We start from the raw sequence: 16,433 nt of genomic DNA on the forward strand, positions 1-16,433 counted from the left end.
CAGAAATCATGCATTCGCATGATTTCGCGCTGAGATTCTCGGGTTTTCTGTGAACTTTGTTCACAAAAAACACCTCGCGGAACGTTACCAATGAACAGTAACTTTTTGTGGTTACTGGTCGCAATGCCTGCATGAGCGAATTTATGGATATAATCCGTACTCTCTTCTCAGAAAATTCCCATCAGGCCCTGATCTATTGTGATCTGTGCACTGATATCCGCCTTCATCTGCTCCCAGGCATCCGGATGATCCACATAATACTTTGGGCATTCCTTGCCTGTCACATCATAATGCCGGATCACCTGCTCTGAGGTCAGCCCAAATCGGGCGCACAGCCATGCAGCCAGCTTTACCACAGAATCATAAGTTTCCTGTTCAAAAACGCCGGTATCATCTTTATGACAGCACTCAATGGAAATACTGTCCACATTCCTTGAGTTAGTCGCATAAGACATCTCCGAGGTAGGAATACACTGGATCACTTCACCCTCCAGTCCTACTACAAAATGGCTGCTTACTTTCGCCTCATGAGAAATGGAAAGATTCTCAAAATAATCCCTGTTATTCTGGGCTGTGGCACCGGGATTGGCTGTATAATGGATCGCTATGTAATCAGCTCCATTCAGGGGCAGCTGAGGCCTGGAATACTCATTTGGAGTCAATAATTGTACATCTATGTAGGGAGCACCCTGGGACATCCATTCTTCCGGTCCATAATTCGTATGATCATTCGTTTCCTGGAATGTCTCTGCACTTTCCTCCTGCTTCTGTCCTTTCCTTACCATCAGAATAACCACTCCTGTCACAACCAGAAGCAAAAGAAGCACCAGTAATGCCAGACGCTGATTTCTCTGACGGATTCTGCCGCCCTTATCTGTTTTTTCTCTTTTGTTAAAAGAAGGCCGCCTTGAAAAAGACGGCCTTGCAGATTTTCTTTTCATTATTTGTCATCCACACTGTAGTTCGGTGCTTCTTTTGTAATGTGAATGTCATGTGGGTGAGACTCTTTCAGGGAAGCAGCAGAAATCTTCACGAATTTACCATTCTGTTTCAGTGCTTCAATATTCTCAGCTCCACAGTATCCCATACCGGAGCGAAGTCCTCCGATCAGCTGGAATACAGTGTCCTCAAGGTGTCCCTTGTATGCAACACGTCCTTCCACACCTTCCGGAACAAGCTTCTTGGCATTCTCCTGGAAGTAACGGTCCTTGCTGCCATTCTCCATAGCTGCAATGGATCCCATTCCACGGTATACTTTATATTTTCTTCCCTGATATAACTCGAAAGTTCCCGGGCTCTCATCGCATCCGGCGAACATGCTTCCCATCATACAAACGTTTGCACCAGCTGCGATTGCCTTGGTAACATCACCTGAATACTTGATACCACCGTCTGCAATAATCGGAATACCATATCTCTTGGCAACCTCATAGCAATCCATGACTGCTGTGATCTGCGGTACACCAATACCAGCAACTACACGGGTGGTACAGATAGAACCAGGTCCGATTCCGACCTTAACTGCATCTACACCAGCATCGATCAGAGCCTTGGTAGCGGCTCCTGTGGCAACGTTTCCTGCGATAACCTGCAGCTCCGGATATGCAGCCTTGATCTCTCGTACAGCACGGAGGATATTCTCAGAATGACCATGAGCAGAATCAACAACGATGACATCAACATTTGCCTTCACAAGTGCGTCTACACGGGCAAGCACGTTGGCGGTAATACCAACAGCAGCCCCACAGAGAAGACGTCCCTGTTCATCTTTGGCAGCCAGAGGATATTTGATCTGTTTCTCAATATCCTTGATGGTGATAAGTCCTTTTAAGTTAAAATCATCATCTACAATGGGTAATTTCTCTTTACGGGATTTCGCAAGGATCTCTTTCGCCTCTTCCAGTGTAATACCTTCTTTGGCTGTGATCAGTCCCTCAGATGTCATGGACTCTTTGATCTTCTTGCTGAAATCTGTCTCAAACTTCAGATCACGGTTGGTAATAATACCTACCAGCTTCTTGCCTTCTGTGATCGGGACACCGGAAATACGGAATTTCGCCATTAAGTCATTGGCATCCTTCAATGTATGTTCCGGAGATAAGAAAAATGGATCTGTGATAACACCATTCTCAGAACGCTTAACCTTGTCCACCTCTTCTGCCTGCGCCTCGATAGACATGTTCTTGTGAATGATACCGATACCTCCCTGACGTGCCATGGCAATCGCCATATTGTACTCAGTAACGGTGTCCATTCCTGCACTCATCATGGGAATGTTCAGTTTAATCTTCTTTGTAAGGTAAGTTGAAACGTCAACTTGATTCGGGATTACTTTGGAGTACGCCGGAACTAAAAGGACGTCGTCGAAAGTAATGCCTTCACCAATGATAGTACCCATTGCTTTTCCTCCCTTGTCTTATTGTGTCTTTGGTTTGTAGATTAGTGTAGCAAAAAACTAAAAGTGTGTCAATCTAGTAAATTAATCTAAAAATACTTTGCTCGGAGCAGTATTTCTCATGGTTTTTGCCAATATTTCATCTGGCTCGATAATTACTTTGCAGGTATCTGCGCCATCGCGGCAGACAATTGCAAAACGCTTATGTTCCGGATTTCCGGAGGAAAAATCCTGTACTTTCAGCTTCTGGTTGCTGTTGTAATAGTCCATTCTATGTGAGTTAAGAGGTGCCATAATATCACATTCTGTGATGTTCAGGCTTTTTACTCTTTTTCTCTTGGACTTTGCCATGATCTTGTCAATGTCAAGTTCTCCGTTTACAAACAGGTACTCAAATTCCAGATCAGTGCCTGGAAAGATAAAAAGATAGGCACAGACTCCCAGCACAATTGCCGCGATCAGAAGCAGGGGCATGATAAACAGACCTGCGAGTACCAGAAGCACGATCAGTGCAATGATACTGCCTTTTACCAGCCTGTCCTTTGCGGTCCGCTCTTTTTTTACAAGCAGCTCAGAATACAAATCGCTCATATTACAATTCTCCTTTGTTTTTTTGCCAGCCGGCATGTTGTTTTAAGTATAACACACAAAAGTTTTCCTGTGAACATCGTTCCTGATAAAACGCGGAATATTGCCAGTACACAGTTACTGTTCACTCCGTTCACAGTAACGCGCTTCGCGATGCACAGAAATCATGCATTCGCATGATTTCGCGCCGCAATTCTCGGGTTTTCTGTGAACTTTGTTCACAAAAAACGCCTCGCGGAACGTTACCAGTGAACAGTAACAGTACACAGTTACTGTAAAAAATGACTTTTATTGAATGCAAAAGGGCCAGCGTCTTTGACACCGACCCTTATGAGTTCTGAATTATACCTTCAAAAATCCTTTCATGGATTTTCCGTTCTGTTTTCCGCTGCCGGAAATTACATCATTCCCATACCCTGACCGCCAGCTGGCATTGCCGGAGTATCTTCTTTGATATTTGCAACAACAGACTCAGTTGTAAGCAGAGTAGAAGCAACACTTGTTGCGTTCTGAAGAGCACTTCTTGTAACCTTTGCAGGATCAAGGATTCCCTCGTCTACCATGTTTACATATTTGTCGTTCAGAGCATCAAAACCAACACCTGGCTCAGACTCTCTTACTTTGTTGATGATAACTGCACCTTCAAGACCTGCATTAGCAGCAATACGGAACAGCGGAGCTTCCAGTGCTTTCAGGATGATGTTTGCACCAGTCTTCTCATCTCCCTCAAGACCTGCTGCAAGTTTTGCAACCTCTTTGGAAGCGTGGATATATGCAGAACCGCCTCCTGCAATGATTCCTTCTTCAACAGCTGCTCTGGTAGCTGCAAGAGCATCTTCCATACGAAGTTTTGCTTCTTTCATCTCAGTCTCAGTAGCTGCACCAACACGAACCACTGCTACACCACCAGCAAGTTTTGCAAGTCTTTCCTGAAGCTTCTCTCTGTCGAAATCAGATTTTGTCTCCTCAATCTGAGCACGGATCTGGGCAACACGATTGGCAATTGCTTCTTTATCTCCCATACCATCGACAATAACAGTATTCTCTTTTGCAACTTTAACAGATTTTGCACGTCCTAACTGAGCCATTGTAGCATCTTTCAGTTCAAGACCTACCTCGTCAGAAATTACAGTACCACCTGTCAGAATTGCGATATCCTGAAGCATTTCTTTTCTTCTGTCACCATAGCCAGGAGCTTTTACAGCTACTACCTGGAAGGTTCCTCTTAATTTGTTTACGATCAGAGTGGTAAGAGCCTCACCCTCAACATCCTCAGCGATGATAAGAAGTTTTGCTCCAGCCTGTACGATCTGCTCCAGCAGCGGAAGAACTTCCTGAATGTTGGAGATTTTCTTGTCTGTGATCAGAATATATGGATCCTCAAGGTTTGCTTCCATCTTCTCCATATCAGTGGACATGTATGCGGAAATATATCCACGGTCAAACTGCATACCTTCTACAAGGTCAAGCTCTGTGTGCATGGTCTTGGACTCTTCTACAGTAATAACACCGTCGTTGGAAACTTTTTCCATTGCATTTGCAACAAGCTCTCCGACTTCTTTATCTCCGGCGGAAATAGATGCAACGTTTGCGATCTGTTTCTTTCCGCTTACTTTCTGGCTCATGTTCTTGATTGCTTCTACAGCAGCATCTGTAGCTTTCTTCATACCGCGTCTCATAACGATCGGGTTAGCACCTGCTGCCAGATTCTTCATTCCTTCATGAACCATTGCCTGGGCAAGTACAGTAGCAGTTGTAGTACCGTCACCAGCTACATCGTTTGTCTTGGATGCAACTTCCTTGATCAGCTGAGCTCCCATGTTCTCGAAAGCATCCTCAAGCTCGATCTCTTTTGCGATTGTAACACCATCGTTTGTGATAAGCGGAGCACCGAACTGTTTATCAAGTACTACGTTTCTTCCTTTCGGTCCAAGTGTTACTCTTACGGTATCAGCAAGTTTATTTACACCAGCCTCTAATGCTGTTCTGGCTTCTGCGCCATATTTAATCTCTTTTGCCATAATGAATCATCCTCCTGATTTCAAGTTATTTATAAGGTTATGTCTTATTTCACAATTGCAAGAATATCGCTCTGTTTTACAATGATATACTCTTCACCGTCAAGCTTAACCTCTGTTCCTGAATATTTGGAATAGATAACCTTGTCGCCTACAGTAACTTCCATTTTCACTTCTTTGCCGTCAACAACTCCGCCAGGTCCTACTGCGATTACTTCTGCCTGCTGTGGTTTCTCCTGTGCCTGTCCTGGAAGAACGATACCGGATTTTGTTGTCTCTTCTGCTTCTAACTGTTTTAATACAACTCTGTCGCCTAATGGAACTAATTTCATGATCTATGTCCTCCTTTAGAATTGCTTTTCTTTTCCTTGCTAGCACTCATTATTGCCGAGTGCTAATCACTGTCCATTATATTATTGAATTATCGTTATTTGTGCAACTCTTTTCATAGTTGCATTTTTAAGTATATTCTTTTTTATTCTCTTTTATGCTCTTTTTTTCTCTTGTTTTCTCACTTTAAAAATTTTCTGAATTTTTTTCTATTTCGAAGCTTCTGAAGACTGCCTGGTAAAGTTTTTTTGTGAAATCATGAATTCCAACGAAGTTTCCTGTTATACACAAAAAAGAACTGCCCTCCAGAGCGTGTTTGAAAAAGCGTTCCTGCAATCTGCAACTTCACAATTTGCAGAAAGCCTTTTTCAAACACGTTCAAAGGAAAACAGTTCTTCTGTACACTTGTTTATTATTTATTGAATTCACTCAGGCCTTTTTATTTCTCTGGGCCTTAATCTCTTCTAATTCATCAAAGATCACTTCATTGAGAACCTTGATATAGGTTCCCTTCATACCGGATGACCGGGACTCAATAACGCCTGCGCTCTCGAACTTGCGGAGTGCATTTACGATTACTGATCTGGTAATACCTACTCTGTCTGCAATCTTGCTGGCAACAAGAATTCCCTCATCTCCGTCAAGCTCATCAAAAATGTGGATGATAGCTTCCAGTTCAGAGAAAGAAAGTGTGTTAAAAGCAGATTTTACAACCTGTTTCTTTCGGTCTTCCTCAGCATTCTCTTCATGTACAGCCCGCATCATCTCAAGACCTACAACTGTAGTGCCGTATTCACTGACAATAATATCCTCAATATCATATGGACGATCCTTGCGGTACATAAACACCGTTCCAAGACGTTCTCCTGCAATATCAATAGGATTGATGATTCCCTGATAGCTGCTGGAAACATGCTCAAAGCCAAGTGTCTGAAGATTCACGTTTTCTTTGGTAGATAATACCCCTAAAAAACGCTCATTCAGCAGAGGGTCAACATGACCGCCCACCTCATCAGCTATCAGCTCCTGGATTTCCTCAACTCCCGGGCAAAAGCTTACACCAAGCACCTTGCCTTTCTTGCTGAGAACCAGGATATTAGAACTTAAAGTATCCATCAGAACCTGGCAGATATCATTAAAAACCACCTTACTGGAACTGCTGTTATGGAGAAGTTTATTGATTTTTCTTGTTTTATCAAGTAACTGAACGCTCATTTTGTCCTCCCTTCGCTTTTGTTACATGAGAGCCTGTTTGAAAACCCACTCCCGCAATCTGTACGCTCCACTTTGCAGGAGATTTTGCAGAAAGCATTTTTCAGGCATGCTCTGACTTTACCTGTTATTCTAATACTACACGTTTTTCAAACTATTTACAAGCTATTTTTTACTATTTTTCAATTTTGTTTAGCTTTTCTGAAAATATCACGTTTTTGAAACTATTCATCAAACAATGGAAGTAATAGAGCTTTTATTTAAAAAATCCCCTGCAAAACATAATACATCTGCCTTGCAGGGGATCTTTCCCGAAAACTTCTTAATTTGTTACTGTTCGCGAGCTTCACAGCAACCTTAATTTTCTTTTTCATCCTTCGGCCTGGTTTCTACATAGCCGCAGGTTTCCTGGCTGCACACCAGTTTATTTCCTTTTTCCACCATGTAGCTTCCGCACACCGGACATTTCTTATCCGATGGCTTCTGCCATGACATAAAGTCACATTCCGGATTATCTTCACAACCGTAATACTTACGGCCTTTCTTCGTCTTCTTAAGCACCACTTCCTTACCACACTTCGGGCAGGCTACACCAATCTTTTCATAATAAGGCTTGGTATTGCGGCATTCCGGAAATCCCGGGCATGCAAGGAAACGTCCGTGAGGACCATATTTAATCACCATATGACGACCGCAGTTATCACAGATCACATCGGTCTCTTCATCATGGATGTCTACTTTCTCCAGCTCTTCCTGGGCAGCATCCACATCATGTTTCAGATCCGGATAGAAGTTCCGGACTACTGTCTTCCACTGTACAGTACCATTCTCCACACAGTCCAGAAGTCCCTCCATGGTAGCCGTGAAATTCACGTCCACAATGCTTGGGAACGCCTGCTTCATAATACTGTTTACCACCTCGCCCAGCTCTGTCACATAAAGGTTACGCTGCTCCTTGGAAACATAGCGGCGGCTGATAATGGTGGTGATGGTCGGCGCATAAGTACTCGGACGGCCGATTCCAAGCTCCTCCATGGTCTTTACCAGGGAAGCCTCTGTATAATGTGCCGGCGGCTGGGTAAAATGCTGTTCCGGCTTTAACTCTTTCAGTTTCAGCTTCATGCCTTTACTCAGGCTTTGGCTTAACACATTTCCCTTCTTCATATCCTCTTCCTGCATATATACCGAAAGGAAGCCTTCAAATGCTACCTTGGAAGCGGACACAGTGAACGTATAGTCTCCACCAGCCACTTTTACAGAGGTAGTCTCATACTTCGCAGGAGCCATACGGCTGGCCGCAAAACGCTTCCAGATCAGCTGATACAAACGGAACTGATCTCGTGTAAGGGATTCTTTTATCTGTACAGGTGTACGGCTGATATCAGTTGGGCGGATAGCCTCATGAGCATCCTGGATCTTCTGTCCCTTCTTCACTGTCTTGGCTGTTTCTGACACATATTCTTCTCCATACTGGCTGCTGATGTAGCTTCTTGCTGCCGCATCTGCCTCGTCAGAAATACGTACAGAATCAGTACGAAGGTATGTGATCACACCTACAGTACCGTTGCCCTTGATATCAACACCCTCATAAAGCTGCTGTGCCAGACGCATAGTCTTCTGGGTGGAAAAATTCAGTGTTTTGGATGCCTCCTGCTGCAGGGTACTGGTAGTGAAAGGAAGCGGAGCATTCTTGATTCTCTCGCCTTTTTTCACCTCAGAGATCTCAAATTCTTCGTTCTCAAGAACCTTAAGAATCTCATCCATCTCAGATTTATTGTGGATATCCATCTTCTTGTCTGTTCCGTAGAATTTAGCCTCCAGAGGCTTTTTCTCGCCATCCACAAGGAATTCACCATTCAGGCTCCAGTATTCTTCCGGGATAAAAGAATTAATCTCCTCCTCCCTGTCACAGATGATGCGAAGTGCAACAGACTGCACACGGCCAGCACTTAAGCCTCTCTTTACTTTCGCCCAGAGAAGCGGGCTGATGGTATACCCCACCATACGGTCCAGCATTCTTCTCGCCTGCTGTGCATCTACAAGATTCATATTCAGACCTCGTGCATGCTTCAGGGAATCCTTTACAGCAGTCTTTGTGATCTCGTTGAAAGTGATTCGGTGCATTTTATCCGGATCTTCTTTCAGAGCCTGCATCAAGTGCCAGGAAATTGCTTCTCCTTCACGGTCAGGGTCAGTGGCAAGATAAATCTTATCAGCTTTTTTGGCTGCCTTGCGAAGTTTGGCAAGCAATTCCCCCTTACCACGGATGGTTATATATTTCGGCTCGAAATCATTCTCCACATCTATTCCAAACTGACTCTTGGGAAAATCACGGACATGTCCGTTAGATGCCTCTACCTCATAATTTGCCCCAAGAAATTTCTTTATTGTCTTTACTTTTGCAGGTGACTCAACTATCACCAGATATTTAGCCATACTACCTCTCCTACTTTGTATTCAGTCTACATACACTACAAATTATCCCCCTGATATTCTGTAGTATTGTCTGCCTGTCTCTCCCACAAGCCCCATTAGCTGAAGTTCTGTCAGAAGAGCACAGACTTTTGATGCTGAAAAACCGGTTTTTCGTATTAAATTATCCAGATTTTCAGGTCGTAAATCGAGACCACTATACACCAAATCCAAATCCGGCGCAAGCCCCAACTTCTTTTTTTCCACATTTTGAGGTCTGTTTTTTGCCTCGATTCCCCATTCCATAAGCATGATTTCCGGGCTGTAAGCGATTCCTGCACCATCGAAAATCAGCTTGTTGCAGCCTCTGCTCAGTTCCTCTGTCACAGCTCCCGGAAGGGCATAAACACTGTGTCCATGTTCCAGGGCAAAGTTTGCAGTGATCAAAGAACCACTCTGTTCCTTGGCTTCTACCACAAGAACAGCATCGGAAAGTCCGCTGATAATCCGGTTTCTTGCCGGAAAAGCCCAGTTCACAGGCGGAGAGCCCGGGGGAAGCTCGCTGATGATCCCGCCGCCTTTTTCCAGGATCCGCTGATAAAGCCATCTGTTGGAATTGGGATAACACACGTCCACTCCGCTTCCCAGCACTGCAAAAGTAGGAGTGTCCGTATCCAGTGCACCTTTATGCCCCTCTGCATCAATTCCTCTTGCCATTCCACTGATGATCTGCACACCGTAGCTTGCCATGGTTCTTGCATATTTAAATGCCTGACATCTGCCATAAGGACTGCACATGCGGGCACCTACCACTGCTGCAGCAGGCTTCTTCGGATCTGGCAGGTTTCCGATGTAGTACAGTTTTTTTGGCATTCCGGAAAGTTTTCTCAAACGATCTGGAAAATTGGAATCCTCTATAGTTAAACATTTGATTTTCTGCATTGCTTCCATACTAAAATACCTCCCTGCGTGCGGTTTTATGAATAAATTCATTCAGCTTCTGTACTTCTTATCAAATGCTTTGTAAGTAAGGGCTTCTGCAACATGTCTTGTGTGTATCAGTTCCTCCCCTTCCATATCCGCAATGGTGCGTGAAACCTTCAGAATCCGGTGATAGGATCTTGCACTGAGTTCCATAAGCTCAAAAGCATTTTTTGCCACCTGAATGGCATTCTCTGTCAGCACACAGTATTTCCGGATCTGCTTCCCGGACAGTTCTCCGTTGAAACAGATTTTCTCATTCTGGTAGCGTTTCTGCTGTATTCTTCTGGCTTTTTCCACTCTTTTCCGGATAAGGGCAGAACTTTCTCCTGACTTTTCTCCTGAGATCTGGGAAAAATTAACAGGCGGCACATCTGCACATAGATCGATCCGCTCCAGAAGGGGCTGGCTCAGCTTATGAAGATAATGACTCACCTCGCCAGGTGTGCACCTGCATTTATTCATATCCGGATAATAGCCGCAGGGACAAGGGTTCATGGCTGCTACCAGAATAAATCCCGCCGGAAACACGTACGTTCCACTTGCCCTTGACAGCTGGATCTGCTTGTCCTCCAGGGGCTGTCGCAGCACTTCCAGGCTGCCTCTTGCAAATTCCGGCATTTCATCCAGAAACAGAACGCCTCTGTGAGCCAGGGTCACTTCACCGGGACCCGGGATTCTTCCGCCTCCAGCCAGAGCCGCAGACGAACTGGTATGATGCGGACTTCGAAAGGGTCTTGCCTTAATTAATGGTCTCTTTGGACTTAAAAGTCCGGCAATGCTGTAGATTTTTGTAAGCTCCAGGCTTTCCTCAAAAGTAAGAGAGGGCATGATCGTAGGTATTCTTTTGGCAAGCATGGTCTTCCCAGTGCCCGGAGGACCGATAAACAGGATGTTGTGAAATCCGCTGACTGCAATCTCAGCAGCTCTTCTGGCACTCTCCTGACCACAGATTTCCCCGAAATCCACCAGGCTCTCTTCTACCTGATTCTCTTCTGAATTTTCCTCTGAAAACTGATTTTCTTTTCCAAATGCATCCGGATCTGAGACAAGCTTCAAAACTTCTTTTATATTTTGGACTCCGACCACTTTCATATCCTTCACCAGAGCTCCTTCTGCCAGGTTTTCAAACGGAATGATACAGTACCGGCATCCCAGTTCCCTTGCCCGGATCACTCTTGGCAGCACTCCGGATACACTTCTTACCTCCCCATTCAGACTGAGTTCGCCAACCACCATTACATTCCGAAGAAGCTGTGGTTCTATAAATCCCGATGCTGCCAGCACTGCTGCTGCCACAGGCAGGTCAAAACCAGCCCCTTCTTTTCGCAGATCAGCAGGTGCCAGATTCACAGTCACCTTCTTAGGCGGCAGACTGATCCCATTATTTTTTAACGCTGTGCGCACTCTGTCCTGTGCTTCTTTCACCTGGGTGCTGGGAAATCCAACCATAGTAAAACAAGGCAGACCGCTGCTTACATCAGCTTCCACCTGAACCGGGCAGACTTCCATTCCGGAAATCGCCGCTGATAAAACACTTGCAAACAATCTTATCCCTTTCTGCAGATACAGTCCTTCCCCATACCGAACCTGTTCTGCCATTTCAATGTATCTCTGGAATAAAAAAGAATAAAAGTTAAAAAGATATGATTAAAAGATATATAAAATTCATTATAGCCCATTTTGCTCTGAATTGCAATAGTGCATTTCGTTCTGATTTATACTTTCTGAAAGGATTCGGGGACAGACGGTTTTCGTTGTTCGTTACATTTGGTCCCTGCAGACTCTACAGAAGAAAAAGAGGTGAACCTATGAAATTTCAGAGAATTCAAGACCTTCGGACAGACGCTGATCTGTCCCAGAAGCAGATCAGTGATATCCTTCACATCAGCCAGCGTTCCTACTCCCACTACGAAACTGGCTCCAGGAACATTCCAATCGAAATGCTGATCCGCCTTGCAAATTATTATGAAACCAGCATTGACTATCTGGTTGGCCGTACTGATAATAAAAAAATGCCGTAATTGCAAAGGTACTGAACAGGTACAAAATGAGGGGGATGCGATTTCCCCCTCATTTTCTATACCATAAATAAAGTTATTACCATTCACTCGTAACATTCCGTAAAGTATTTTTCATATATCCGTTACTTTCCTTCACTTCGAAGCTTTCCTTCCGTATCTGCAATTTTCTGAATATTTGCGACTTCATATTCATTAAACACAGAAGTATCTGCATCAAAGGTCTCCGGCTCCACAGTTCCCTTATACCAGGATTTACTGTTAAAATAATCCGCAATTCTCTGTGTCACAAATTTCCTGCCATGTCGGGCATAAATCTCATTTTTCGCCAGTTCCAGCTGGTCAGATGAATAGCCTGACAAATCCTCATCTGTAAGGTATCGGCTGTTGCTGTCCGGGAATATATAATCCCTGGAAGAGAGATCCATTTTATCTGTATTATCAGCCGGAGTCACGGAAGGTACCTGTGTCACAGAAGCGGCTTTCTCCCTTGTAAGGACCCCATCTACCTTTGGTGTCACCCCGGCACCCTCTGCATGGGAAGCTGTATTAAGGCGCAGATAAAGTTTGCCCTGATCAAAGGTCATATTTCCACGCACCTGGTTTCCCCAGGAATCTGTAAAGGAAAGCTTTGCTGCATTTCCAGCCACTTTTGCAGTATCCGAAGCTTCCGAAACCTTAGTGCCGGCATTGTCACCAGCCTGAGAAAAAGTAAAAGTAACAGACTTCAGGGTAAGGTCGTCTATAGACAGTGTCACCAGTCCATCCTTGCTGTACCAGGTACCCATATAATCATTTGCCACGAACGCCGGTGCCCGGGTGATCACAGGAGTCGGTGTCACTGTGGCCGTAGGCTCCGGTGTGGGCGTAGCTGTAGCCACTGGAGTCGGTGTCACTGTGGGCACCCTTTCCAAAGCCTCAATAGCAGCCTTCTTCTGCTGCTCCTTCTGAATCTTTTTCTTATGTTCGGCAAACAGAAGCCCCGCTGCTCCAATCATGATAAATATGGCAATCAGGGCAAACAGCGTTGCTTTTAGTACATCTTTGTTGTGCTTTTTCACAGGCAGTCACCTCCTGTTTATTCCTGTCCGTTCCAGCAATAAGTGCAAAGCTTGCACGGTTCAATATCAATTGACTTCTTCAGATCATCCAAACGATGATATTTCAGGGATGTAAAATTCAGTTCCTTGCGGATTTCTTCCAGCATTTCTTTGTAGTTTGTAGAATCCGGATTTGCATAATCCTGCAAAATCCTGTCTGATACATTGTCCCCTTCACGTTTCGCAATGATCCTTCTTGTGATCAGATCCATCTCTGACTTAGAGCGTGAGAAATTCAGGTACTTACATCCATATAAAAGCGGCGGGCAGGCAGGTCTGATATGAACCTCCTTAGCACCATTGTTATAGAGGAATTCTGTTGTCTCACGAAGCTGGGTACCTCTTACGATAGAGTCGTCAATCATAAGGAGGCTTTTATCTTTGATCAGTTTATGTACTGGGATCAGTTTCATTCTGGCGATAAGATTTCGCTGGCTCTGCTGAGTCGGCATAAAAGATCTTGGCCATGTGGGCGTATATTTAATAAACGGACGGGCAAACGGCACACCAGAGCGGTTAGCATAGCCGATGGCATGTGCAATACCGGAATCCGGTACTCCTGCAACCAGATCCGGATTCACTTCTCCGGCATCTCTTCCTGCCAGAATATCGCCGCATTTGTAACGCATTTCCTCTACATTTACCCCCTCATAAGTGGAGGTTGGATATCCATAATATACCCAGAGGAAAGAACAGATTCGCATCTTGTCTCCTGGCTTCTGCAGAACCTGGGCTCCCTCCGGGGTAATAAAATCAATCTCTCCAGGTCCCAGCTCTTTCAGGTCTTCATAGCCAAGATTAATGTAGGCATGACTTTCAAAAGAAGCACAGCATGCATCTTCCTTCTTGCCGATTACAAGAGGAGTTCTTCCATAACGGTCGCGTGCTGCGTAAATGCCCTCCCCTGTCATAAGAAGAAGGGTCATAGAGCCCTCGATCATCTCCTGTGCATAGCGGATTCCCTCAACAATACTATCCTTCTGATTGATCAGCGCTGCAGTCACCTCTGTAGGATTCACACTGCCACCGCTCATCTCCAGAAAATGGGTATGCCCGTCTTTGAAGCATTTCTCTACCAAAGCTTCTATATTATTGATCTTGCCTACTGTTGTAATTGCAAAATTTCCCAGATGGGAACGCACCAGAAGAGGCTGCGGTTCATTGTCAGAAATACAGCCTATTCCAAGATTGCCTTCCATCTCTGCCACATCTTTGTCAAATTTGGTACGGAACGGTGAGTTCTCAATATTATGGATCACGCGGTTAAATCCACTGCTCCTGCTATAAACGGTCATTCCGCCCCTTCTTGTACCCAGATGGGAGTGATAATCAATTCCAAAAAAAAGATCCATTACACAATCAGACTTTGACGCAACACCAAAAATTCCACCCATTTTTCCTTAGTCTCCTTATTTTTTCTCCTTTATAACGCCTTTTCTGTAGGCATCCAAAAGCTGTTTCAGCTCCTGAATTCGTTCTTTCAGTGCCTTACCGTTATCCGTATCTCCCACAAGGGCACGCCTTGGATTATAGCGGACAGCCACACGGTTGGACACAATGTCCCTCTCTGTTTCCACTGCATCTTCCGCCGAAGTAAAAGGCTCATGGGCAGTCAGGCTCAAACCATAGGAACTGTAAACAAGAGTATATCCGGCAATACCGGTCACATTCCGGTATGCCTCACAAAAACCACCGTCAATTACGATCACCTTGCCATCACATTTCACCGGATTCTCTCCCTCCAGCTGATGAACAGGCACGTGACCATTGATAATATGCCCCTCATCCGGATCCAGCCCGAATTCTTCCAGCATACGATTTACTACCTCTTCTTTTTCCCAGAGGTGATAGTAGGCATTCTTTTTCTCTTTGTGTGTCTCTTTATCTGCGATAAAATAACGCTCGAAGGTAGTCATTTTATCTTTTCCATAAAGGGGAGAATTAGGCCCGGCCCAGATATACCACAGAATATCCTGGCTTGCTTTCTTCTCCTTCTCATCTACGGTAAAAAAAGCTTTTCTTACGTAGGCTTCCAGTTTATCATAAAGTGCCTTGCCTTTACAAGTCTCACCGTAAATCTCAACTTCTTTCAGAGTTCCATCCTCGTTCAGCGGAATACTTCCATGGAAAAGAAGGTTCCCGTTATAGGTCTTATAAAGGCCGCCTTTATCCAGAAGCAGCTGCATGTGGTTCTGAAGCTTCTCGCAGTTTCGAAATGCTGAGCTCAGGCGCTCCACTACTTCTTTTTCCCCATCTGTCAGCTCATAAGGATGTTCCCAGTCAATGGTTGGAAAATGGGTGTCCAGAAGATTATGCACACTTCCATCCGGCAGCTGCACAGTGCCCTTCTCCGGATCAATCCCCTCCAGAACGCATCGATTCTCCATATGAAAATCCGGATGTTCTTTCGCCAGTACCCCTTCCAGCTTAAACTGGATAATGGAAATGGCTTTGTGCATTTTCCTGCTCAGCTCTTTCTCAAGAGCATTGTAATTGGAAGGATTGCCATGTACTTCAAATACCTGGCAGGGATCATCCCCGTAAACCTCCATGGCAAAAGCAGCAAGAGGCATCATATTGATTCCATAACCATCCTCCAGAATATCCAGATTGCCGTAACGGATACTGTTACGGATCACTGTGGCCATACAGGCAGCCTGTCCTACAGCGGCGCCCATCCATACCACATCATGGTTTCCCCACTGAATATCCAGAGAATGATAATCCATCAGTCTGTCCATAATAAAATGAGGACCGGGACCTCTGTCATATATATCTCCAAGCACATGAAGGTGGTCTACAACCAGTCTCTGGATCAGTTCAGCAAGAGCGATAATGAAGTTCTCTGCCCTGCCGATATCTATAATGGTATCCACAATGGAATCGTAATAAGCCTCTTTATCCAGAACTTCTGCTTTCTCCGTGATCAGCTCTTCGATCACATATGCATAATCCGAAGGCAATGCCTTACGAACCTTGGATCTGGTATATTTGGAGGCAGTTGTCTTGCACACTTCAATAAGACGGTACAGGGTGATCTTGTACCAGTTCTGCATATCAGACTCTTTTTTCTTCACATAGGCAATTTTTTCCTTCGGGTAATACACGAGAGTTGCCAGGGAACGCTTGTCACTGTTGCTTAAGGTATGTCCAAATACATCATCTATCTTCTTTCGCACAGCTCCCGAGCCGTTTCGAAGCACATGGGAAAAAGCCTCGTACTCTCCATGGATATCGGAAAGAAAATGCTCGGTGCCTTTTGGAAGATTGAGAATGGACTGAAGGTTGATGATCTCTGTAGAAGCCTTCCCGATGGTGGGGTAGAGCTCCGCCAGACGTTGTAGGTAGCGCAGTTCTTCTGTTTTCATGGAACCTC

14 protein-coding genes are annotated in these 16,433 nt (G+C 44.8%); 1 reads left to right on the forward strand and 13 read right to left on the reverse strand.

The window, feature by feature from the left end; genetic code table 11:
• Positions 1-167: 167 nt before the first annotated feature.
• The 10 genes from PGQ38_RS06000 to PGQ38_RS06040 form a co-directional block, all read right to left on the reverse strand.
• Positions 168-941: a peptidoglycan recognition protein family protein gene (locus PGQ38_RS06000; RefSeq protein ID WP_204454479.1), complete on the reverse strand. Its 774-nt coding sequence runs from the start codon at positions 939-941 to the stop codon at positions 168-170.
• On the reverse strand, positions 941-2,398 hold the full coding sequence (gene guaB / locus PGQ38_RS06005) for an IMP dehydrogenase (protein ID WP_118579160.1): 1,458 nt from the start codon (positions 2,396-2,398) through the stop codon (positions 941-943). Before guaB ends, PGQ38_RS06000 begins: the two co-directional genes overlap by 1 nt.
• Positions 2,399-2,479: 81 nt before the next feature.
• On the reverse strand, positions 2,480-2,986 hold the full coding sequence (locus PGQ38_RS06010) for a DUF6106 family protein (protein ID WP_118579163.1): 507 nt from the start codon (positions 2,984-2,986) through the stop codon (positions 2,480-2,482).
• A 395-nt stretch (positions 2,987-3,381) separates the two neighbouring features.
• Complete coding sequence (groL, locus tag PGQ38_RS06015) at positions 3,382-5,004, reverse strand: chaperonin GroEL (RefSeq protein ID WP_195699913.1); 1,623 nt, start codon at positions 5,002-5,004, stop codon at positions 3,382-3,384.
• Positions 5,005-5,048: 44 nt separating this feature from the next.
• The gene (gene groES, locus PGQ38_RS06020) at positions 5,049-5,333 is read right to left on the reverse strand and encodes a co-chaperone GroES (protein ID WP_118579169.1); all 285 of its coding nucleotides are present in this window, start codon (positions 5,331-5,333) and stop codon (positions 5,049-5,051) included.
• Positions 5,334-5,760: 427 nt separating this feature from the next.
• The gene (gene codY / locus PGQ38_RS06025; protein WP_118579172.1) at positions 5,761-6,546 is read right to left on the reverse strand and encodes a GTP-sensing pleiotropic transcriptional regulator CodY; all 786 of its coding nucleotides are present in this window, start codon (positions 6,544-6,546) and stop codon (positions 5,761-5,763) included.
• Positions 6,527-6,643: a DUF6783 domain-containing protein gene (locus PGQ38_RS20470; RefSeq protein ID WP_368361412.1), complete on the reverse strand. Its 117-nt coding sequence runs from the start codon at positions 6,641-6,643 to the stop codon at positions 6,527-6,529. The genes codY and PGQ38_RS20470 overlap by 20 nt, the downstream gene beginning before the upstream one ends.
• A 257-nt stretch (positions 6,644-6,900) precedes the next feature.
• Entirely contained in the window at positions 6,901-8,979 is a 2,079-nt protein-coding gene (gene topA / locus PGQ38_RS06030) for a type I DNA topoisomerase (protein ID WP_204454481.1), read from the reverse strand.
• Positions 8,980-9,021: 42 nt separating this feature from the next.
• Positions 9,022-9,906, reverse strand: a complete 885-nt coding sequence (dprA, locus tag PGQ38_RS06035) for a DNA-processing protein DprA (RefSeq protein ID WP_118579174.1) — start codon at positions 9,904-9,906, stop codon at positions 9,022-9,024.
• A 42-nt stretch (positions 9,907-9,948) separates the two neighbouring features.
• Positions 9,949-11,538 (reverse strand): YifB family Mg chelatase-like AAA ATPase, encoded by a 1,590-nt coding sequence (locus tag PGQ38_RS06040; protein ID WP_270431033.1) that lies wholly within the window; start codon positions 11,536-11,538, stop codon positions 9,949-9,951.
• Between the two features lie 209 nt (positions 11,539-11,747).
• On the opposite strand from PGQ38_RS06040, the gene PGQ38_RS06045 reads away from it, so the two are divergent.
• Complete coding sequence (locus PGQ38_RS06045; RefSeq protein WP_118579180.1) at positions 11,748-11,960, forward strand: helix-turn-helix domain-containing protein; 213 nt, start codon at positions 11,748-11,750, stop codon at positions 11,958-11,960.
• Between the two features lie 122 nt (positions 11,961-12,082).
• On the opposite strand, the gene PGQ38_RS06050 is transcribed toward PGQ38_RS06045, so the two are convergent.
• The 3 genes from PGQ38_RS06050 to PGQ38_RS06060 are packed head-to-tail and all read right to left on the reverse strand — an operon-like array spanning position 12,083 to position 16,425.
• Positions 12,083-13,018 (reverse strand): YARHG domain-containing protein, encoded by a 936-nt coding sequence (locus PGQ38_RS06050; protein WP_270431034.1) that lies wholly within the window; start codon positions 13,016-13,018, stop codon positions 12,083-12,085.
• A 17-nt stretch (positions 13,019-13,035) separates the two neighbouring features.
• Entirely contained in the window at positions 13,036-14,451 is a 1,416-nt protein-coding gene (locus PGQ38_RS06055) for an amidophosphoribosyltransferase (protein WP_148462780.1), read from the reverse strand.
• A gap of 15 nt (positions 14,452-14,466) precedes the next feature.
• The gene (locus PGQ38_RS06060; RefSeq protein ID WP_173718259.1) at positions 14,467-16,425 is read right to left on the reverse strand and encodes a fructose-1,6-bisphosphatase; all 1,959 of its coding nucleotides are present in this window, start codon (positions 16,423-16,425) and stop codon (positions 14,467-14,469) included.
• Positions 16,426-16,433: the final 8 nt, after the last annotated feature.

It is taken from the genome of Blautia faecis (assembly GCF_027662325.1).
GTDB classification, from domain to species: Bacteria; Bacillota; Clostridia; order Lachnospirales; family Lachnospiraceae; genus Blautia_A; species Blautia_A faecis.

Coding starts and splice junctions, on each gene's coding strand:
- PGQ38_RS06000 (WP_204454479.1), bottom strand. CDS start 941: ATGAAAAGAAAATCTGCAAGGCCGTCTTTTTCAAGGCGGCCTTCTTTT.
- guaB (WP_118579160.1), bottom strand. CDS start 2,398: ATGGGTACTATCATTGGTGAAGGCATTACTTTCGACGACGTCCTTTTA.
- PGQ38_RS06010 (WP_118579163.1), bottom strand. CDS start 2,986: ATGAGCGATTTGTATTCTGAGCTGCTTGTAAAAAAAGAGCGGACCGCA.
- groL (WP_195699913.1), bottom strand. CDS start 5,004: ATGGCAAAAGAGATTAAATATGGCGCAGAAGCCAGAACAGCATTAGAG.
- groES (WP_118579169.1), bottom strand. CDS start 5,333: ATGAAATTAGTTCCATTAGGCGACAGAGTTGTATTAAAACAGTTAGAA.
- codY (WP_118579172.1), bottom strand. CDS start 6,546: ATGAGCGTTCAGTTACTTGATAAAACAAGAAAAATCAATAAACTTCTC.
- PGQ38_RS20470 (WP_368361412.1), bottom strand. CDS start 6,643: ATGCTTTCTGCAAAATCTCCTGCAAAGTGGAGCGTACAGATTGCGGGA.
- topA (WP_204454481.1), bottom strand. CDS start 8,979: ATGGCTAAATATCTGGTGATAGTTGAGTCACCTGCAAAAGTAAAGACA.
- dprA (WP_118579174.1), bottom strand. CDS start 9,906: ATGGAAGCAATGCAGAAAATCAAATGTTTAACTATAGAGGATTCCAAT.
- PGQ38_RS06040 (WP_270431033.1), bottom strand. CDS start 11,538: ATGGCAGAACAGGTTCGGTATGGGGAAGGACTGTATCTGCAGAAAGGG.
- PGQ38_RS06045 (WP_118579180.1), top strand. CDS start 11,748: ATGAAATTTCAGAGAATTCAAGACCTTCGGACAGACGCTGATCTGTCC.
- PGQ38_RS06055 (WP_148462780.1), bottom strand. CDS start 14,451: ATGGGTGGAATTTTTGGTGTTGCGTCAAAGTCTGATTGTGTAATGGAT.
- PGQ38_RS06060 (WP_173718259.1), bottom strand. CDS start 16,425: ATGAAAACAGAAGAACTGCGCTACCTACAACGTCTGGCGGAGCTCTAC.